16 protein-coding genes are annotated in these 21,889 nt (G+C 42.2%); 13 read left to right on the top strand and 3 right to left on the bottom strand.

Features of this window, described 5'->3' with window-relative positions; translation table 11 throughout:
- Positions 1-21 precede the first annotated feature (21 nt).
- From tgt to M2132_RS02860, 8 genes are all read left to right on the top strand, one after another.
- Positions 22-1,152 (top strand): tRNA guanosine(34) transglycosylase Tgt, encoded by a 1,131-nt coding sequence (tgt, locus tag M2132_RS02895; RefSeq protein WP_280671166.1) that lies wholly within the window; start codon positions 22-24, stop codon positions 1,150-1,152.
- A 4-nt stretch (positions 1,153-1,156) separates the two neighbouring features.
- Positions 1,157-2,233, top strand: a complete 1,077-nt coding sequence (locus M2132_RS02890; RefSeq protein WP_280671164.1) for an LptF/LptG family permease — start codon at positions 1,157-1,159, stop codon at positions 2,231-2,233.
- Positions 2,234-2,437: 204 nt separating this feature from the next.
- Positions 2,438-4,162 carry a single-stranded-DNA-specific exonuclease RecJ gene (gene recJ, locus M2132_RS02885; RefSeq protein ID WP_280671162.1) on the top strand — a complete coding sequence of 575 codons (1,725 nt, stop codon included), beginning with the start codon at positions 2,438-2,440 and terminating at the stop codon, positions 4,160-4,162.
- Between the two features lie 63 nt (positions 4,163-4,225).
- On the top strand, positions 4,226-6,133 hold the full coding sequence (locus M2132_RS02880) for an ATP-dependent DNA helicase RecQ (protein ID WP_280671160.1): 1,908 nt from the start codon (positions 4,226-4,228) through the stop codon (positions 6,131-6,133).
- Positions 6,134-6,290: 157 nt separating this feature from the next.
- Positions 6,291-7,262 carry a lytic transglycosylase domain-containing protein gene (locus tag M2132_RS02875; protein ID WP_280671158.1) on the top strand — a complete coding sequence of 324 codons (972 nt, stop codon included), beginning with the start codon at positions 6,291-6,293 and terminating at the stop codon, positions 7,260-7,262.
- 59 nt (positions 7,263-7,321) lie between these two features.
- Positions 7,322-10,096, top strand: coding sequence for an excinuclease ABC subunit UvrA (uvrA, locus tag M2132_RS02870; RefSeq protein ID WP_280671156.1), 2,775 nt, complete (start codon positions 7,322-7,324; stop codon positions 10,094-10,096).
- A 142-nt stretch (positions 10,097-10,238) separates the two neighbouring features.
- Positions 10,239-10,739: a thiol peroxidase gene (tpx, locus tag M2132_RS02865; RefSeq protein ID WP_280671154.1), complete on the top strand. Its 501-nt coding sequence runs from the start codon at positions 10,239-10,241 to the stop codon at positions 10,737-10,739.
- Positions 10,740-10,895: 156 nt separating this feature from the next.
- Entirely contained in the window at positions 10,896-13,187 is a 2,292-nt protein-coding gene (locus tag M2132_RS02860; RefSeq protein ID WP_280671152.1) for an NADP-dependent malic enzyme, read from the top strand.
- A 130-nt stretch (positions 13,188-13,317) separates the two neighbouring features.
- On the opposite strand, the gene recO is transcribed toward M2132_RS02860, so the two are convergent.
- A complete protein-coding gene (gene recO / locus M2132_RS02855; RefSeq protein ID WP_280671149.1) occupies positions 13,318-14,106 on the bottom strand; it encodes a DNA repair protein RecO in 789 nt (262 codons plus the stop codon).
- Positions 14,107-14,300: 194 nt separating this feature from the next.
- Between recO and M2132_RS02850 the strand changes: the two genes are divergently transcribed.
- A complete protein-coding gene (locus M2132_RS02850; RefSeq protein WP_280671147.1) occupies positions 14,301-15,062 on the top strand; it encodes a zinc ribbon domain-containing protein in 762 nt (253 codons plus the stop codon).
- A gap of 74 nt (positions 15,063-15,136) precedes the next feature.
- Here M2132_RS02850 and M2132_RS02845 read toward each other — a convergent pair whose 3' ends face one another.
- Both M2132_RS02845 and M2132_RS02840 read right to left on the bottom strand, forming a co-directional pair.
- Positions 15,137-16,462 carry an NAD(P)/FAD-dependent oxidoreductase gene (locus tag M2132_RS02845; RefSeq protein ID WP_280671145.1) on the bottom strand — a complete coding sequence of 442 codons (1,326 nt, stop codon included), beginning with the start codon at positions 16,460-16,462 and terminating at the stop codon, positions 15,137-15,139.
- An 82-nt stretch (positions 16,463-16,544) separates the two neighbouring features.
- Positions 16,545-17,210, bottom strand: coding sequence for a DedA family protein (locus M2132_RS02840; RefSeq protein WP_280671143.1), 666 nt, complete (start codon positions 17,208-17,210; stop codon positions 16,545-16,547).
- A 291-nt stretch (positions 17,211-17,501) separates the two neighbouring features.
- Between M2132_RS02840 and M2132_RS02835 the strand changes: the two genes are divergently transcribed.
- The 4 genes from M2132_RS02835 (at position 17,502) to M2132_RS02820 (ending at position 21,739) form a co-directional block, all read left to right on the top strand.
- Entirely contained in the window at positions 17,502-17,993 is a 492-nt protein-coding gene (locus tag M2132_RS02835; RefSeq protein WP_280671141.1) for a hypothetical protein, read from the top strand.
- Positions 17,994-18,086: 93 nt separating this feature from the next.
- On the top strand, positions 18,087-19,133 hold the full coding sequence (locus M2132_RS02830) for a tetratricopeptide repeat protein (protein WP_280671139.1): 1,047 nt from the start codon (positions 18,087-18,089) through the stop codon (positions 19,131-19,133).
- A gap of 191 nt (positions 19,134-19,324) precedes the next feature.
- Positions 19,325-21,232 carry a molecular chaperone DnaK gene (gene dnaK, locus M2132_RS02825; RefSeq protein WP_280671137.1) on the top strand — a complete coding sequence of 636 codons (1,908 nt, stop codon included), beginning with the start codon at positions 19,325-19,327 and terminating at the stop codon, positions 21,230-21,232.
- A gap of 219 nt (positions 21,233-21,451) precedes the next feature.
- A complete protein-coding gene (locus tag M2132_RS02820) occupies positions 21,452-21,739 on the top strand; it encodes a hypothetical protein (protein ID WP_280671135.1) in 288 nt (95 codons plus the stop codon).
- The last annotated feature ends 150 nt before the right edge of the window (positions 21,740-21,889 follow it).

Here is a 21,889-nt window from a genome sequence, read left to right as displayed (position 1 = left end):
CCAGCCACATAATACAGCTAAATGGATTTTGAACTTCAATATACCGATACCCAGTCGGATGCGCGGGCGGGACTAATAACGACCGACCACGGGCAGATAGAAACCCCTATTTTCATGCCGGTAGGCACACAAGCCTCAGTAAAGGCCGTGCATATGACGGAATTGGAGAGCGACATCAAAGCTCAGATTATACTCGGTAATACCTATCACCTGTATCTCCGCCCCGGTTTGGAAATACTGCGTCAGGCGGGTGGTTTGCATAAATTTAATAGTTGGAACAAACCTATATTGACCGATAGCGGTGGATTTCAGGTGTTTTCTCTTGCCGAAAACCGTAAATTGACCGAAGAAGGAGCTATTTTCCGGTCGCACATAGATGGTTCTAAGCACGTATTCACGCCAGAAGGTGTGATGGATATACAACGCACCATAGGAGCCGATATAATAATGGCCTTCGATGAATGCACCCCCGGCGATGCCGATTATGCCTATGCAAAAAAATCGCTCAATCTGACAGAGCGTTGGCTCGACCGTTGCATCTCCCGCTTTAACGAAACGGAGTGCCCTTATGGTTACCGGCAAACGTTGTTCCCGATTGTGCAAGGTTGTGTGTATCCCGACTTACGCCGTCGTTCGGCCGAAAACGTTGCTGCCAAAGGTGCAGACGGGAATGCCATAGGAGGACTTGCCGTAGGCGAACCTACCGAAAAAATGTACGAGATGGTGGAAGTAGTTAACGAAATTCTGCCAAAAGATAAACCTCGCTACCTGATGGGGGTGGGTACACCCGCCAACATTCTGGAAGCCATAGAGCGTGGCGTGGATATGTTCGACTGCATTATGCCAACCCGCAACGGGCGCAACGGACAGATTTTTACCCGCAACGGGATACTGAACATGCGCAATCTGAAGTGGGCTAACGATTTTTCGCCCATCGACCCGGAAGGTACATCTTTTGTGGATACATTATACAGTAAAGCGTATCTGCGCCACTTATTTATCGTTAACGAAATTCTTGCCCTGCAAATAGCGTCGATACATAACTTGGCTTTCTATTTGTGGTTGGTGGGCGAAGCCCGTAAACACATTATGGCTGGCGATTTTGTGGTGTGGAAAAAATCTATAATAGAAGATATTTCGAGACGGATATAAGCATATGATTTCGATTCTTGACCGGTATATTATAAAAAAGTTTTTGGGGACATACGTGTTTTCAATAGCACTTATTATATCCATAGCGGTTGTTTTCGATATAAATGAGCAGCTCGATAAGTTTTTGAAAAAAGACGCGCCGCTACCCGCCATTATTTTTGACTATTATGTAAACTTTGTTCCCTACTTTGCCAACCTGTTCAGTTCGTTGTTTGTGTTTATTTCCGTAATATTTTTCACATCCAAATTGGCAAATAATTCGGAGATAATAGCAATGCTCTCGAACGGAATGAGCTTTAAACGCCTGATGAAACCTTACATGATTTCGGCAGCCATAATTTCCATTGTCAGTTTCCTGATGAGTGGTTTTGTGATACCTCCGGCTAATGCAAAACGTATTGATTTCCAGAATAAATACATAAAAGACAAAAGTGTGGACTGGGGCTCGAAGATACAAATACAGGTAGAGCCCGGCGTTATTGCTTTTATGGAAACTTTCGACAATAAAGAAGGCAGTGGGCGGAATTTTTCGTTAGATAAGTTTGACGATAAAGAACTTGTGTCGCGTCTTACGGCAAAAACCATAGAATACGATTCGGGTTTCCATTGGGTGATAAAAGATTATTCTATCCGCAATTTTGTGGGTATGCGCGAAACAATAATCAATGGCAAACATCTGGATACTACCTTACAGGTTACTCCACAAGACTTTTTAATAGCTGTGAATGATTTTGAAAAAATGACAACTCCGCAGTTATACCAACACATAAAGAAGCAAAAAGATAGAGGTATTGGCAATGTACAGTCGTTCGAAATTGAATTTCACTCGCGTTTTGCTTCCATTGCTTCGGCTTTTATACTTACCATCATAGGGGCGTCTTTGTCGTCACGTAAAATAAAGGGTGGAATGGGCTTGAATATAGGTATCGGGCTATTGTTGAGCGTATCGTACATCCTGTTTATGACTATAAGTTCTACCTTTGCTGTTTCGGGGTTGATGAGCCCTTTGGTGGCGGCATGGTTTCCAAACTTCGTTTTTGCATTTGTTGCGGCTTTTGTTTATCGGAAAGCACCAAACTGATTTGTTTTTTTTCTGTAAATAAAAGTTTGAATCTATATCTTTCTTTTCTATATAAATGTTATCTTTACATGATTTATATACATACCTGAAGTAGTGTTTTATCTTCGGGTTTGTTGTGTATATAATCCTGTTTGAGTTAGTGACATGCTTTTAAGGAAGCAGGCTCGAACATCCTGCGAGAGAGAAAAAGAAAAATAATATATAATGATTTACAAATGGAACTACGAACCTCTAAAACAAGAAGATGCGAAGAAACGCGATGAACTGGTTAAGCTTTTAGGACTTAACCCTGTTCTGTGTCAGCTCCTTGTGCAACGGGGGATAACCTCTGCCGATGAAGCGCAAAAATTCTTTTACCCAAGTCTGAAAGACTTGCACGACCCTTTTCTTTTGCCCGATATGGATAAAGCCATAAAGCGTATAGAAAAGGCTTTGGGACAGAAAGAACGTATCTTGGTGTATGGAGATTATGATGTTGATGGTACAACTGCGGTTGCACTGGTGTTTAAATTCCTTAGGCGGTTTACAACCAATCTGGATTATTATATTCCCGACCGTTACGATGAAGGCTACGGAATATCCTCACAAGGTATAAATTATGCTTCCGAAACGGGAGTGAAGTTGATTATAGCTTTAGATTGCGGTATAAAAGCCATAGAGAAGGTTGCTTATGCCAAAAGTAAAGGTATCGACTTTATTATTTGCGACCATCATATGCCCGACGAAACTCTGCCCGATGCTGTTGCCGTTGTCGACGCCAAACGCACGGATTCGGTTTATCCTTACGAGCATTTGTCGGGTTGCGGAGTAGGCTTCAAACTTGTTCAGGCCATAGCTCAAAGCAACAGAATGGATTTTTCGGAACTTCACGATTTGCTCGATTTGGTTGCTGTCAGCATAGCTTCCGATATTGTGCCCATAACGGGCGAAAATCGTATCTTGGCTCATTACGGACTGCGCCAGCTCAACTCAAGCCCTACAATAGGCTTGAAAGGCATTATTGATATTTGCGGGCTTACTGACAAGTATTTAACCGTAAGCGATATTGTATTTAAAATAGGGCCTCGCATCAATGCATCGGGGCGTATGATGAACGGGAAAGAAGCCGTAGACCTACTGCTGGCAAGTACGGTTGAGGATGCCGATATAAAAAGCAAACACATAGACCAGTATAACGAGGATCGTCGCGAACTGGACAAACGGATAACCGACGAGGCGAACCATTATATTGACGAGCACTTCGATATGGATGCTAAAAACAGTATAGTAGTCTATAACGAAGCGTGGCACAAGGGGGTGATAGGTATTGTGGCTTCGCGCCTTACCGAGAAATACCTTCGTCCGGCGGTGGTACTTACCAAGTCGAACGATTTGGTGACCGGCTCTGCCCGTTCCGTAATGGGTTTCGATATCTATAAGGCAATAGAAGAGTGCAAAGACCTTCTCGAAAACTTTGGCGGACACACTTACGCCGCAGGTTTATCGTTGAAAGAAGAAAACTTACAGGAATTTATAAGGCGGTTTGAGGAGCAAACCATAAAAATGATTGTTCCCGAAATGATGAAGCCTCAAATCGACATCAACGCCGAAATGGCCTTTAAGGATATAGACCCGCGCTTTATGAACGATTTGGCTCGTTTTGCGCCGTTTGGCCCGGACAATTTGAATCCGATTTTTATGACCAGAAATGTTTTTGATTATGGAACAAGCAAACTTGTGGGCAAGGACCTGATGCATATAAAATTGGAGATGACCGACCGCAAAACGGTATATCCGTTTCATGGTATTGCTTTCCGTCAGAAAAAAAGCTTCGATCTGGTAAAAAGCGGCAAGCCTTTCGATATTTGCTATACCCTCGAAGACAACATTCACAAAGGTAAAAAGAACATACAACTGTATGTAAAAGATATCGATACAGGGCAGTTCTGATAAGATAAAAAAATCAGGCGGCCGGAGCTGTATTCTGGTTTGTGCTGCCACAGAATAGAACCGATGGATATTTTTCACGAAACACTGAAACAATATTGGGGATATACTTCTTTCCGCCCTTTGCAGGAAGACATTATCCGTTCGGTTTATAACGGAAAAGACACTCTTGGGCTGATGCCTACGGGTGGCGGAAAATCTCTGACCTTTCAGGTACCGGCAATGGTAATGGAAGGTCTTTGTCTTGTTGTGACACCTCTTATAGCCTTGATGAAAGATCAGGTGGATAACCTGCGGCAGAGGGGCATAAAAGCTCTTGCCGTTTATTCCGGAATGTCGCACCGCGAAATCATGACAACGCTCGACAATGCCGTGCTGGGCGATTATAAGTTTCTCTACGTTTCGCCCGAACGCTTAAATTCGGATATATTTCTGACTAAGCTGAAAAGCATGAATATATGCTTGCTCGTGGTAGACGAGTCGCACTGTATATCGCAATGGGGCTACGATTTCCGTCCGTCGTACATGAACATTGCCTCTATCCGTGAATATTTACCCGGCATACCGGTTTTGGCCTTAACGGCAACAGCTACGAAGGACGTAGTGTACGACATTCAGCAAAGTTTGCATTTCAAGGAAAAGAATGTTTTCAGGAAAAGCTTTGAGCGGAAAAACCTTTCGTATGTGGTTCGTGATACCGAAAACAAGATGGAGGAACTTATCCGTATTTTGGAGAAAGTGCCGGGCACGGCAATCGTTTATGTGCGTAGCCGGCTGAAGACAAAGGAAATTGCTGAGGAACTTGCAAAGATGGGCTTCTCGGCCGATTTCTATCACGCAGGGTTGAGCAGCGAAGAGAAAACCCGTAAACAAAACGAGTGGAAGAACGGGCAGTGCCGCATCATAGTTTCGACCAATGCTTTTGGTATGGGTATCGACAAACCCGATGTACGGGTGGTGATTCATATGGATTTGCCCAACTCGCTCGAAGAATACTATCAGGAGGCAGGGCGTGCAGGACGCGACGAAAAGCGGGCATACGCTGTCTTGCTTTATAATAAAACCGACAGCACGAAGCTAAAAAAACGCATTAAGGACGAATATCCCGAACGGGATTTTATTAAGCAGGTTTATGACCAATTGGCTTATTTTCTGCAAGTAGCTGTGGGGGGAGGCTTGCAAATGGCTTACGACTTCAATTTGTCGCATTTCTGTTCGGTCTATAAACTTCCTCTATCGCAAGCGCACAATGCCTTGAAGATGTTGGAACTTGCGGGGTACATAGAATATACCGACGAGACGGACAACCGCTCCCGGCTGAAGTTTGTTGTGTATCGTGACGAACTATATAAATATGATTTCGACAAGGATTGCGAGCAGGTTATACACTCTCTGCTACGCCTTTATACGGGGCTTTTTGCCGATTATGTGAATGTAGACGAGTCGGCTCTGGCTTTTCATCTGAAAAAGGGAAGGAAAGAAGTATATGAAATACTGAAATTCTTGGCAAAACGTGGTATAATAGATTATATTCCGCACAAAAAAACACCGTTCATTATTTACACCCAACCCCGTGTAGATAGGCACTATTTATCTATCGGACAGGCTGTTTACGAGAAGCGAAAAGAACGTTTTGAAAAACGGATAACGGCAATGACCGATTATGTGACACGCAACGATATCTGTCGTAGCCGCATGCTGTTGATTTATTTCGGAGAAAACAACGCAAAAGACTGCGGACAGTGCGATGTGTGTAAAACAAAAAACACGTCGGGGCTCACCAACTATCTCTACAACCGTATACGGAACGAGGTGGAAATGCTTTTGCAAACAGGGCGGGCAATGCCGGTAGATGAGGTAGTTGCTACCATTCAGCAGTTTAAGCCCAAGGATGTGGTGAGGGTTGTTCGTTTCCTTGCTGACGGTGGAGAGTTGGAATTGAGGGATGGTATGGTTTGCCCGAAAAAAGAATGACCAAGGGTTTAAATTCAGTTAATATTTCGATGCCGAAGGCAAAGAATCTATAATAGGATGAACGAATTAGGTTCGATTTTTGTATTTTTGTTTTTATAGAAGATATGTTAATGGAATAAAGAAAATCTTTACAAACTAAACTGAAATTTTGAAATACATGAAAAAATATATAATAATGGGCAGTATGACCGTAATGGCATTCTGCTTGGGATTTGTATTATTGTCCAACATGGATATTGAACGGTCGGAGCGTAATGCGCCCAAAGTGCTGTCAATGACGGCTTCGGTAGAGGTTCCGAAAGAAGTAACCTTTGCCGGCGAAAAAGTGAAGCTCGACCGTTATGATATGTACGAACGGTACGACCGCGAAATCAACAGTTTCACCTACTTTCATTCTACAACGCTCCTGACCTTAAAGCGTGCCAACCGTTACTTTCCGGTTATAGAACCCATATTGAAGGAAAACGGTGTGCCCGACGATTTTAAGTATATGGCAGTTGTTGAAAGTTCGCTTAACCCCCGTGCCCTGTCGAGCGCCCGTGCGGCCGGTATGTGGCAGTTTATGCCTGCAACGGCAACCCAATACGGATTGGAAGTGACCGATGAGGTAGACGAGCGCTATAATATAGAGATAGTAACCCGTGCCGCGTGCCGATATCTGAAAACTGCTTACGCCAAGTATGGAAATTGGGCGAGTGTAGCCATGTCGTACAACGGAGGAATGGGGCGCATCAGTAGTGAGCTTGGACAGCAGCAAGCCGAAGAAGGGCTTGATTTATGGTTGGTTGACGAAACCTCCCGTTATTACTTCAGAATGCTTGCAATTAAAAACCTGTTTGAGAATCCTGCCAAGTATGGCTTTGTAGTTAAAGCACATCAACTTTACAAGCCTCTTCAATATAAAACGGTTGAAGTGAGCGAATCTATCCCCGATTTAGCTACTTTTGCAAAAAATAATGGAATAACTTACGCTCAGTTGAAGGACGTGAACTCGTGGTTGAGGGGACGCAAACTGACAATCAACCCCAAAAAACCTAAAACTTATACCATCCAGATACCTACCGAAGAATTCCTTTATTACAGTAAAGGCAAAGTAAAGGTTCACGATTCGCGGTGGGTTAGCAGCTGAAAACGGATCTAAGAGTCCGTGATAACATACCGAAGAAGAAATAACACATTATCCATAAGATGGATCAAAAAGTAGATCAAACAGAACAGATAAGCGTGTATGGCGCACGCGTCCATAACCTGAAAAATATAGATGTTGATATTCCGCGTAACTCACTGGTTGTAATAACCGGATTGAGTGGTAGCGGTAAATCATCGTTGGCTTTCGATACTATTTTTGCCGAAGGTCAGCGCCGTTATATAGAAACGTTTTCGGCCTATGCCCGCAACTTTTTGGGTAATATGGAACGTCCCGATGTAGACAAGATAACGGGCTTGAGCCCGGTTATATCTATCGAGCAGAAAACCACAAACCGCAATCCACGTTCCACTGTGGGTACAACCACCGAGATATACGACTTTCTGCGCCTTCTCTATGCCCGTGCTGGCGAGGCATACTCTTACCTGACGGGCGAAAAAATGGTGAAATATACCGAAGAGCAAATCCTTGAACTGATAATGACCCGCTACATAGGCAAGAAAATATATATTCTGGCTCCGGTAGTAAAAAACCGGAAAGGGCATTATAAGGAACTCTTTGAGCAGATACGCAAAAAAGGTTATCTGAATGTACGGGTTGATGGCGATGTACGCGAAATACTGCCCGGCATGCGGGTAGACCGTTACAAGAACCACAGTATAGAAATTCTGATAGATAAGCTTGCGGTATCGAACAAGTTTGCCGAAAAGCTGAAAGCAAGTGTCCGTACGGCGATGAAGCAAGGCGACGGGCTGATAATGATTCAGGATGTGGAGGCAGGCGAAGTGCGTCACTTCAGTAGCCAGTTGATGTGTCCGTCCACAGGGCTTTCGTATGGCGATCCGGCTCCGCATAACTTTTCGTTCAACTCTCCGCAAGGGGCTTGCCCTAAGTGCAAGGGATTGGGTACGGTCAACCAGATTGATATGCAAAAGATTGTGCCTAACCCCAACCTGAGTATTTATGCCGGAGGGATAGCACCTTTGGGCAGATATAAAAATTCGCTGTTCTTTTGGCAGATCGAAGCCATTTGCGAAAAATACGGTGTAAACATAAAAACACCCATAAAGGATATACCGGAAGAGGCCATAGACGATATTATGTCGGGCACGGACGAGCGTTTGCAGATAAAGAACGAGTCGTTGGGTAGTTCTAATTATATGGTTTCGTTCGAAGGGGTTGCAAAATACATCAATATGCAGCAAGAGAGCGAAGCCTCGGCAACGGCACAGAAGTGGGCAAACCAATTTATAAAAACTACCGTCTGTCCCGATTGTAATGGGCAACGCCTCAACAAGGAGGCTTTGCATTATAAGATAAACGAAAAGAATATAGCTGAGCTTTGCCGGATGGATATCCGTGAGTTTTACGATTGGATGCAAGATTTGAACACGCATATATCTGAAAAACAAAAGCAGATAGCCACCGAGATAAGTAAGGAAATAGTTTCGCGCACGGCATTCCTGCTCGATGTGGGGTTGAGCTATTTGTCGCTCAACCGTGCCTCGGCAACCCTTTCGGGGGGCGAAAGCCAGCGTATACGGCTGGCAACCCAGATAGGGTCGCAATTGGTGAACGTTCTTTATATATTGGACGAGCCGAGCATAGGGTTGCATCAACGGGATAACAGGCGTTTGATAGAATCGCTCAAAAAACTACGCGATTCGGGCAACTCCGTTATTGTGGTTGAACACGATGAGGAGATAATGCTCGAATCGGACTATATTATCGACATGGGCCCCCTTGCCGGAAGGCGTGGCGGGGATATCGTGTTTTCCGGTACACCCAAAGATATGCTCAAAGCCCATACCATTACGGCCGATTATATAAATGGTGTACGCAAAATTGAAGTACCCAAAGAAAGGCGCAAAGGGAATGGCCATCAGCTTGTATTGAGGGGAGCAACCGGCAATAATCTGAAGGATGTGACCGTACATATTCCTCTGGGTGTGTTTATCGGTGTGACAGGGGTATCGGGTAGTGGCAAATCGAGCCTGATAAACGGTACTTTGCAGCCAATACTTAGCCAGCATTTTTATCGCTCGTTGACCGATCCGCTACCCTATAAGTCGATAGAGGGCATCGAGTATATTGATAAAGTGATAAGTGTAGACCAATCGCCCATCGGGCGGACTCCGCGTTCTAATCCGGTCACTTATACAGGTATATTTTCTGATATCCGGAACTTGTTTGTAAACCTGCCCGAAGCAAAGATAAGAGGGTATAAGGCTGGGCGTTTTTCGTTTAACGTAAAAGGAGGGCGTTGCGAAACTTGTTCGGGCAACGGATATAAAACAATTGAAATGAACTTTTTGCCCGATGTGTTTGTTCCATGTGAAGAGTGCCACGGAAAGCGGTACAACAGGGAGACGCTTGAGGTACGCTTCAAAGGGAAGTCTATTGCCGATGTTTTGGACATGACAATCAATATGGCTGTCGAGTTTTTTGAAAATGTGCCCAATCTGCTTAATAAACTGAAGGTATTGCAGGAAGTAGGTCTTGGCTATATAAAACTGGGGCAGGCGTCTACAACCCTTTCGGGAGGCGAGTCGCAGCGGATCAAGTTGGCAGCCGAGCTTTCCAAAACAGATTCGGGCAATACATTATATATACTGGACGAACCTACCACAGGATTGCACTTTGAAGATATACGTGTTTTGCTTGATGTTTTAAACCGATTGGTAGACAGAGGGAACACTATTATTGTGATAGAGCATAACCAGGATGTGATAAAATGTGTCGATTATAATATTGATATGGGCCCCGATGGCGGTTTTGGCGGAGGAGTGGTTGTGAAAGAAGGTTTTTTACACTAATTATGTTAAAAAAACATACTTTACACAAAAGAGGAAAGAATTATTGCGAAAAAATTATTGAATAAATAAATAATTAGATAACTTTGTGCTGGAGTAAAAGGTAATTCTTGAGCACGTTGTTATGACAAAAAATAACAATATTATGACTAAAATTAAGTTCAGCGGGAATGAAGTGAATACTTCAGGTAATTTGCCGGAAAATGGTAGTCTTGCGCCCAAGTTTGTACTTGTAAAAAAAGATTTGACGGAAGTGTCCTTGTCAGATTTTAAAGGAAAATATGTAGTGTTAAACATTTTTCCAAGTTTAGACACCGGTGTTTGTGCCGCGTCTGTTAGAAAATTTAATAAAGAAGTAGTAGGTTTACCCAATACTGTGGTTCTTGCCATATCGGCAGATCTTCCTTTTGCAGCAGGTCGTTTTTGTACGGCCGAGGGAATTGAAAATGTGATTCCGGCCTCTGTGTTCCGTAATGCGGAGTTTGCAAAAGACTATGGTGTGTTGATGGTTGATGGCCCCTTGAAGGGCTTATTGGCAAGGGCAGTGGTTGTGGTAAATCCGGAAGGAAATATAACGTATACGGAGTTGGTTCCTGAAGTTACGCATGAGCCTGACTATCAGGCCGCAATCAACTCCATTGTGTAGTTTTGTAAAGTTTGTGTTAAGAAAAGAAGTCTGCGAAGTGATTTTGCGGACTTTTTTATTTCTATAACACAGTTGTAAAACATACAGCAATTAGGGTGATAGATGCTTAAATACTATTACTTTTGCACATTAAAATTAAACTTAAAATATCTTAATATGTCAAAGATTACCAAAGAGGCAGCGTTGCTTTATCATAGTAAAGGAAAGCCAGGTAAGATTGAGGTTACACCTACCAAACCACACAGTACACAAACCGATTTATCGCTTGCGTATTCGCCTGGCGTAGCCGAGCCTTGCTTAGAGATAGAAAAACACCCCGAAGCGGTTTACGATTATACGGCCAAGGGGAATTTGGTTGCCGTTATTTCTAACGGTACGGCTGTTTTAGGTTTGGGCGATATTGGCGCTTCGGCAGGGAAACCTGTGATGGAAGGTAAAGGTTTGCTTTTTAAAATCTTTGCAGGGATCGATGTCTTTGATATAGAGGTAGACGAGAAAGACCCCGAAAAATTTATCCAGACGGTGAAAGCCATTGCTCCCACCTTTGGAGGGATAAACCTTGAGGATATAAAAGCACCCGAATGTTTTGAAATAGAAAAACGCCTGAAAGAAGAGCTTGACATTCCCGTTATGCACGACGACCAACACGGAACGGCTATCATATCTTCGGCAGCATTGCTTAACGCATTGGTTATTGCCGATAAGAAGATAGAAGAAGTTACTCTGGTGGTGAGTGGGGCAGGGGCTTCGGCTGTTGCCTGTACAAAACTCATGATGAGTTTGGGGCTGAGAAAAGAAAATATCATAATGTGCGATAGCAAGGGAGCCATTACAACCCGCCGCACAGATTTGAACGAAGCAAAAAAAGTATTTGCCGTAGACAAGGATGTAAAAACCCTTGCCGATGCTATGAACGGAGCGGATGTATTTTTGGGACTGTCGGCAGCCGATTTGGTGAATAAGGAAATGGTGAGAACCATGGCCGAAAATCCGATAGTGTTTGCCCTTGCCAATCCCGACCCCGAAATATCGTATGACGAGGCCATGGCCTCGCGCGAGGATATCATTTTTGCGACAGGACGTTCGGATTATCCTAATCAGGTGAATAATGTGTTGGGATTCCCTTACATATTCCGTGGTGCATTGGATGTGAGAGCAAAGAGCATAAACGAAGAAATGAAATTGGCGGCTGTTAAGGCTTTGGCCGATTTGGCCCGCCAGCCGGTTCTGGACGTTGTGAACTCTGCTTACGGTTTGGATCGCATTGTTTTTGGCCGTGAATATTTTATACCCAAACCCTTAGATCCCCGGTTGTTAACAACAGTATCGTCGGCCGTTGCTAAGGCTGCGATGGATTCGGGAGTTGCCCGCCGTACGATAGACGATTGGTCGGCCTACGAAAATAAGCTGAACGAAATGATGGGATACAGCAACCGTCTGATTAAACGTCTGACAGGGCTTGCCAAATCTGATCCGAAACGCATTGTTTTCTCCGAAGGAAACCACATCAATATGTTGAAGGCGGCTGTAACAGCCCAAAAAGAGGGTATCTGTATTCCTGTTCTGATAGCAAACAAAGAACGGTTGTTGCGGATAGCTCAGGAAAACGATTTGGATATATCGGGCCTTGAAGTGATTGATAACCGTAGCGTAGCCGAAGATGCCCGCCGTGAGCGATATGCGCGTATTTTGGCAAAGAAAAGAGAACGTCAGGGATGGACTTTCTTGGAGGCTTTCGAAAAAATGAACGACCGTAATTATTTTGGTATGATGATGGTCGAAACAGGCGAAGCCGATTCTCTGATTACAGGAGTGTACAGCCAGTATAACGACTTCGGAAAGACGGCGATGGACGTTATCGGCGTGCGCGAAGGACATAGCCATTTTGGCGCGATGCATATTCTTCAGACCAAGAAAGGAACGTTTTTCCTTGCCGATACATTGATAAACCGTTGGCCAACAACCGAAACTTTGGTCGATATCGCTAAGTTGACACAGGAGGCTGTGAAGTTCTTCTCGTTCGACCCCGTTATGGCAATGCTGTCGTACTCGAACTTTGGAGCTGACAAAAAAGGTAGTCCGCTTAGTGTATCGAATGCCGTGAAATATTTGCACGAAAACAATCCGGAGATAAAGATAGATGGCGAAATGCAGATAAATTTTGCTTTGAACAAAGATTTGAGAGACGAAGTTTATCCGTTCAACAGCCTTAAAGGAAAAGATGTTAACACCCTTGTATTCCCTAACCTTACTTCTGCAAACATCGTAAGCAAGGTGTTGACCGAATTCGGATACTCGGGCGATAGTATAGGCCCTATCCAGATGGGATTGAACAAGCCTGTACACTTCACCGATATCGAAACATCGGTGCGTGACATTATTAACCTTACAACCGTAGCGGTTGTTGATGCCATAGTTCACGAAAAAACAGATAAACGTAAAATGTAATCAGCATTGATTATAAAACAGATATGAGTAAGCGGGAATGTTTTTAATGTTCCCGCTTACTTTTTTTATTTCTATACTTGGTAAAAAGATTCTTCTCTATGGTCAGAATGATAAATATGAAGGGCGAGGTTTAAAATAATTCGTGCAGTACGTCTAACGACTTTAAGGGAGGAAAGTCATTCAAATGTATGCGGTAATATTCCACCATACGGTCGATGATTTTTATGCGGTCGTTTTGCGAAAACCGGAACAGGTGCATGTTTTCGTAGTTGATACGTGCCAAGCGAGCCATAACAACACTATCTTCGAGGGTGGTATAGTGATTGTGTAGAGGCTGATTGCGGACAAATTCGCCGTTCAGCAAATCGAAATATGCCCTTTCGGAATACGATTCCATATTTGGATAGAAACCCAAAAAACGGGTCAGTTTAAGCATAAAAACAAGGTGGAAGTTAGCAATGCTTTTATCGGCTCTGTGCAGAATTTCTATCGAATATCGCAAATAACTGAACAGGGAAGCGTTTTCGTCCATATCTTTCAACACGCGGGAAAGGAATTCCGAAAGGAAAAACACGATCGCTGTTTTTGCCATATCGCTGCTATTGCTGTTTTGCAACATATCCATGCGGGCTTCTTTGATGCGCTGGATGCTTCTGGAGGTTTGGTGCTCTACTTCCATATCAAGGAGCGATAACGGAGTAAAAAGGCTACGGTGCATTTTGGAGGCTTTCCCTTTCGATTTTGGAATCATATAGGTAACCCGTCCCAGATGTTCGGTATATATCTGGGCAAGCATATATTTATCGTTATAGTTGATAGTGTTTAGTACTATTCCTCGGGTTTTGTGCTGCACGCCATTGTTGTTTTGGTACACAAATTTACTTTTTTTAGGGGAAGGATGGTGTATCTGTGTTCGCATAATTTGTTGCCATTAAGTAATTTTGTTACCTTTGCATGGCAAAAGTATTCGCAATTTAATATTTTAAGCTACAAAGAGCGGTTTGATTTACTCCTGTTCGGTTGTGGTGGATGTGGTAAACAGAATTATCGAAAGGTTTCTGATTGCTGCATTTTTTGTTAATAGGAAATGTTATATATAAGATTAAAATAATTATGGCTAAAAAACAAGTTGAAAAAGAAATCACGGTCGAGGATAAGCTAAAAACCCTGTACCGGTTGCAAGAAAAAATGTCTGAAATAGACAAAATTAAAATCCTTCGTGGCGAGCTTCCTCTCGAAGTGGACGACCTTGAAGATGAGGTTGAAGGTTTGAACACCCGTATCGGTAAATACGAAGCTGATATGAAAGAGGCCGAAGGTGCAGCTGCCGACCAACGTCAAAAAATACAGAACTGCAATCTGAAAATCACAAAATATAAAGAGCAATTAGACAACGTTCGTAACAACCGTGAGTTCGATCATTTGAGCAAAGAAATAGAATTCGAAACGCTTGAGGTGGAATTGGCCGAAAAGAAAATTAAAGAATTCACATTCGAGGCAAAAAATCTGGCCGAACAGGTAGAAAAAAACAAAGAACTCCTTTCGGAACGGACTCTCGACCTCAATCAGAAAAAAGAAGAGTTAGACTCTATTGTTTCGGAAACAAAACAGCAGGAAGAACAAATCCGCGAAGATGTGAAAACCATCGAAGCCGAAATAGAGCCTCGCCTTTTACAGGCCTTTAAACGTATCCGCAAAAGCACTCGCAACGGTTTGGCTGTTGTTTGCATAGAACGTGGCGCTTGCGGTGGATGTTTCAATAAGATACCACCTCAAAAACAGATGGATATTAAGATGGGTAAGAAAATTATTGTTTGCGAATATTGCGGACGTGTGATGATTGACCCCGAACTTGTTGGTCTGGAAGAAAAGTAAATCAAAGCATCAATATTATCTATATAAGGCTGCCTCAGTGTGATGATGGCAGCCTTATTTTGTTTTATTATCGGTTATTCAACAGGTGTGTTGTTATCCATTCCCTGATACATGGGGTTGTGTTTAGGTCTGATAAGCAAACGCAACGAAACGTCGTAGTTGAGGTAATTCCATACCCAGTCTATAAACACAGCCATCTTATTGCGCATCCCTACAATAGACAGGATGTGAACAAGAAGCCACAACCACCATGCTATGCGCCCTTTCATGTGGAATTTTCCGAAATCCACTACGGCGGCATTACGCCCGATAGTAGCCATAGAGCCTTTGTCCGAATAGCGAAACTTGCGCCACTTTTCGTTGTCTTGTGCTTGCTCGTTCAGATTTTTGGCTAAACAAGCAGCCATTTGCAGAGCCACCTGAGCCACTTGGGCATGACCTTTAGGGCTGGCCTGCGAAACCATTAGCGAGGTATCGCCTATCGCAAAAATATTTTCGTATCCTTCTACACGGTTATACTCGTCTACGGCAAGGCGTCCGCCTCTACCGTAAGCCTCTTCGGCAAGTCCTTTCAAGCTGTTAGCTTTTACACCACTGACCCAAAATACATTGCGTGAGCGTATTTTTCCACCTGTACCCAGTTCTACATAAGGATACACATAGTCTTTTACCGGAGTATTCTGATGAATGATAACACCTCGTTTAGACAATGTATCGGCTGCGGCGGCGGAAGCTTCGGGCGACATTCCCGACAGCAACCGGGGCGAAGCATCGACCAGATGGATTTCCATTTTCGAGAAATCGAGTTCAGGATAATCTTTAGGGAGAATCGACTTTTTCATGTCGGCCAAGGCTCCGGCAAGCTCAACGCCTGTTGCGCCTCCACCCACAATTACGAAATTCAATATTTCTTTCAGCTCGTCTTCGTCTTTTGCGTTGAGGGCATCCTCAAAACTCAGCAAAATACGGTTGCGGGCCAGCAACGATTCGGAAACAGACTTAAGCGGATAGGTTGTGTCCTTTAGCTTATCGTTGCCAAAATAGTTTGTGTCGCATCCGGTAGCAATAACCAGATAATCGTATTTGAGGTAACCGATGTTGGTTTCGATAGTCTTTTCTTCGGGTTTCACTCGTTGCGCCACACACATACGGTAATGAAAATCCTTTTTCTGTTGAAAGGTTTTCCGATGCGGGTACGATATTGAGCTGGGGTCTAACCCCCCTGATGCCACCTGATAGAGAAGAGGCTGAAACTGATAGAAATTAACTTTGTCTATCAGCACGGTTTGGTAGTAGCGAGAGTCGATTTTCTTTGCTATATGCAACCCTGCAAATCCGCCTCCAATAATAACAATTCGTTTTTTAGAACTGCACTCGGGTATGTTTGTAATAACTTTCATAATAGGAAAAACATAATAGTTTAACTTCAGAATTTTTCTGTAAAAAGCCTTGTGCCGATTGTGTTTTTCCTATGTTTCTAAATTAAACCGATTCTTTTTTCGATTTTATTTTAGCCTTCACCACTTCAAATATTCCGGGCAAGATAGAAACAACAACTATTATTACAATCAGCAACTTAAGGTTTGTTTGCACCCAAGGTAGTTCACCTACAAAATATCCTGCCAGAGTGAATATGGCTACCCATGCGATGCCTCCTATAACATTGAATGAGAAGAACTGATGATAAGTCATTTTTCCCATTCCGGCAACAAACGGGGCGAATGTTCTGACAATAGGCACAAAACGTGCTATGATGATTGTTTTTCCGCCATGTTTCTCATAAAAATGGTGCGTTTTTTCTAAATAGCTTTGTTTAAATATCTTAGAATTCGGATTGCTAAATAGTTTCTCCCCGAAAAAGCGCCCAATTGTATAATTACAGGCATCGCCCAATATTGCTGCTACTATAAGAACAACGTTAAGCATCAAAATGTTGAACTGACCTGTTGTATCGGAATGAACCAACACCCCCGAAACGAACAAAAGGGAGTCGCCGGGCAAGAAAGGGGTTACCACTAAGCCGGTTTCGCAAAAGATAATTAGGAAAAGAATGACGTAAAACCACAAGCCATAAGTCTCGATAAGCATTTTCAGAGTACTTTCTGTTTCCATAATCAGGTCAACAAGAAAGTTCCATACTTCTATCATAATTATAAAGTTTATTTATTAGAATTCAGATTGAATTAAACTCTTTTATCTCAAAAAAAGCTGTGCAAATATAATTATTATTGTCCGTATATATATTGTTCCGTAAAATAAAGATTGTGGATTGACGAAGATTTTACAATACAGTAGATTATCTACTAAGGGCTCTGCCAATGTCATTTTTTCTTAGAATCTTATTTCTTAAAAGATATTTAGATTACGTTTAATTAACGTTGATTATTTAAAGAGGATACAGGATATTGATAGTTTTGTTAAAAAAGAAGCATTAAGCTTATGTGCAAAACAAGCAAATACTTTTTGATTACCATAACAATCACTGTTTTCTGGTTCGCATCCCTTCGTGCCCAGATAGGGATTAATGAAGAAAAAAAGAGCTTTTTACTTAACTCAACCACATCTTTTAAGCTGCAACAAAGCCCTTCTTTGCTGTCGCCCTCAAAAACCGCTTTGTACGAAGATAACAAATATGCGAAAACATATTACAGGTATCGCTTAGTTGGTTTGGACGATTTATTGAAAGAAAATTCACCATATAAAATCCATCCTGACTTATATACATATAAGGGCACGACTCCGCTGAATTTGATGCCTCCCGGATCGCTCGAAACAGTATATATGGGTGGTCACTTTTATCCTGTATCGAATGCGGGAACATTGAGTGGTGTTGGAGGCCTCAACCTGACAGGATGGGAGCCTAAAAAACTGTCGGCAAAAACAAAAGCTATCATAAAAGCTGTTTACGGACGAAATATAGATGACGAGTAGCACTCTTTCTTTCCCTTCCCCTCAAAAAATAAATCGGATTTCATTTTTTTTACATACTTTTGGTTATTGTTGCAATTTTAAATATAACCAAGCATGAAAAACGCAGTTAAGCACTTTTTGTTTATTCCTCTTTTATTCTTGTTGTCTGTTTCCGCATCTGCTCAAGATGATGATAAGAAATTCGATAATCTGATGGAATATGGTATTCATAGTCACGATAATGGGGCATACGACGAAGCTATCCACTATTATAAACAGGCCTTGGCAATAAAGCCGAAATCGGGTATGGCTAATTATGAAATAGCTTATTCTTATTCTATGAAGAACGATAAGAAAGAAGCAATAAAATACTGCGACCTCGTTCTTAAACATGGCGAAAAACAAAGTCACCAATTGGCATATATATTGAAAGGCAACTGTTTGGACGAATTGGGTAAGAGAAAAGAATCCATAAAGGTGTATAAAAAGGGTATAAAAGAATGTGGCGACTATTATCTGCTCCACTTCAATCTTGGATGTACTTATGTAAATGATAAGAACGATAAGTTGGGCGAGGAAGCTTTTATCAAAGCCATAGAACTGAATCCTTTTCATCCGGGTAGCAACTATCAATTAGGGATGCTGGGGGCTAAATATAATCGGCCAACGCATACGGTCTATCCTCTTTTATATTTTCTGATGTTAGAGCCTCAAGGGAAACGGGCACAAACGGCTTTAGCGACATTGAGATTCACCCTGTCGCCTAAAATAAGTGAAGAAGAGGGTGGGAAAACGGTGGTACATATTATTTTAGATGATAAATCGGACTTTAGTATGGTGGATATGATGATTTCTATGATTGGAGCAAGTAAGGTTTCAAGCAAGGATAGTATTGTGTCCGAATCAGAATCATTTAAGAAAGAGATATCGGAGGTGCTTAGTGTCGTGATTCTCGATAAACAGGAAGATAAGAAAACAAATATCTGGCGTAGTGTTTATTTTCCTTTATTTAAAGCTTTAGCCAAGAGCGAACATATGGAAGCGTTCTGTTATTATATCCGCCAGTCGACCGACGAAGAAGCCCAAAAATGGTTGGATGAAAACCAAGATAAAGTAAAAAGCTTTGTCGGATGGTTTAATAACTTTTATGCAAAAGAATAACTGAATTTATTTATTTCGAGAATATTATTGGCAGTGGCGGGTGAACCGTTGCTGCCTGTTTTTTTCTGTCATGTTGTCAGTATAGCTTCTTCTGTGATTTTTGGCACACCTTTTGATGAATTTGTATTACGAAATTGTTTGGGTTATCAGACCAACGATAAAGAATAAATCATAAAAAAATATATAACATTATGGGAAAAATAATAGGAATAGACTTAGGTACCACAAACTCTTGTGTTGCCGTGATGGAAGGTAACGAACCTATCGTTATCGCAAACAACGAAGGTAAAAGAACAACACCTTCGGTTGTGGCTTTTATTGAAGGTGGCGAACGTAAAGTGGGCGATCCTGCTAAGCGTCAGGCCATAACAAACCCCGAAAAAACCATATATTCAATCAAACGGTTTATGGGTGAAACTTGGGATCAGGTGAGCGACGAAGTTACACGCGTTCCATATAAAGTAGTGAAGGGTGACAACAATACACCTCGTGTAGACATTGATGGCCGTCTTTATACACCACAGGAAATATCGGCAATGATTCTTCAGAAAATGAAAAAAACTGCCGAAGATTATTTGGGACAAGAAGTAACCGATGCTGTTATCACCGTTCCGGCATATTTTAACGACTCTCAACGTCAGGCAACCAAAGAAGCCGGCGAGATAGCAGGGCTTAAAGTACAACGTATCGTGAATGAACCTACTGCCGCTGCTCTTGCTTATGGCTTAGACAAAGCTCACAAAGACATGAAGATAGCAGTGTTTGACCTTGGTGGTGGTACATTCGATATCTCTATCCTTGAACTTGGCGATGGTGTGTTTGAAGTAAAGTCGACCAACGGTGATACACACCTTGGAGGCGACGACTTCGATAACGTAATAATCAACTGGTTGGCCGAAGAGTTCCAAAAGGAAGAAGGTTTGGATTTGCGCAAAGATCCAATGGCTTTGCAACGCTTGAAAGAAGCTGCCGAAAAAGCAAAAATAGAGCTTTCGAGCACAACTTCAACCGAAATCAACCTGCCATATATTATGCCGGTAAACGGTATTCCAAAGCACTTGGTTAAAACTCTGAGCCGTGCTAAATTCGAGCAATTGGCCGATGCCTTGGTTCGCAAGTGTATAGAACCATGCCGTAAGGCTCTTAGCGATGCCAGTCTGAATGCTTCGGATATAGACGAAGTAATACTTGTGGGAGGATCTACTCGTATCCCTGCTGTTCAGACAGAGGTCGAAAAATTCTTTGGCAAAGCTCCTTCAAAAGGGGTTAACCCAGACGAAGTTGTAGCTGTTGGTGCAGCCATACAAGGTGCTGTTTTGACAGGCGAGGTAAAAGATGTGTTGTTGCTCGACGTTACTCCGCTTTCGCTGGGTATCGAAACAATGGGTGGCGTGATGACAAAATTAATAGAGTCTAACACAACGATACCTACTCGCAAGAGCGAAACATTCTCTACGGCAGCCGACAATCAGCCATCAGTACAAATCAATGTATTGCAAGGTGAACGCCCAATGGCAAAGGACAACAAACAGATAGGCGTCTTCAATCTTGATGGCATACCTGCCGCTCCACGCGGAGTTCCTCAAATTGAAGTAACATTCGATATTGATGCCAATGGTATTCTTAAAGTTTCGGCAAAAGATAAGGCAACAGGCAAAGAACAGTCAATCCGTATCGAAGCATCGTCAGGTTTGAGCGATGCCGAAATTCAAAGGATGAAAGACGAAGCCGCAGCTAATGCCGAATCGGATAAGAAAGAGAAGGAAAGAATAGATAAGCTGAATCAGGCCGACTCGATGATTTTCCAGACAGAAAAACAATTGAACGAACTTGGCGATAAGATTACGGCCGAACAAAAAGCTCCTATTGAGGCTGCGCTGAATAAATTGAAAGATGCTCACAAAGCACAAGATTTGGCAGCTATCGACTCGGCAATGGAAGAAATGAACAAACTATTGCACGAAATGAGCCAACAAATGTACAATCAAACAGGCGGACAAGGTGCAGCAGACCCAAATCAGCAAGCAGGGGCAAACGGAGCAGACAACCAAGGTGGTGATGGCGATGTAACCGATGTTGATTTCGAAGAAGTGAAATAAAGAACGATTAGAAATAATCAATAAACAATAGAAAATACCTGTAAATAGATGATTTACAGGTATTTTTGTTTTAGGATAATTTGTGGATAGTTATTGTTTTGATGGTTTTCGTCATATATTTGTATCATAATTGTTCTGCGTGCTAATTGGCGATGATTAAAATTATGTTGAACAGAATTAAATAATAAAATTTAAACAGTTACTAAATGGAGTACGAAGATGAAAGTAGTTTATAAAATCACCTATCCCAATGGAAAAATCTATATCGGCAAAGATTTAACGAATACTCTAAATTATTTTGGAAGTGCATGTAGTCAACTTATTGAAAAAGACTTTACAGAAGAGGAGCGGCAAGATTTTACTATCAGAAAAGAAATTATCTGGAAATCAAATTCAGCCTCCGATACAGAAGTGAATCAGAAAGAAATCTTCTTAATAAGAAAATATCAATCAAACAATCCTGCGATAGGCTATAATCAGACGCCTAAATTCAAACAAGAAACGTGATAGATATTAGGAACCACAGCAAAATATCACCACCTTATGTTCCCTAAGTGTTTCTCCAGTGTCGTCCAGACACCGCAGAAACACTTTTTTATTTGCATTAATTTTTTTAGGACGAGTCCTATATTATTGTTAGCTATATTTGAATATTGA

Source organism: Dysgonomonas sp. PH5-45 (assembly GCF_029893235.1).
Lineage (GTDB): Bacteria > Bacteroidota > Bacteroidia > Bacteroidales > Dysgonomonadaceae > UBA1309.
The sequence above is the reverse complement of the archived record's forward strand: the minus strand, read 5'-3'. Positions and strand labels throughout refer to the sequence as shown.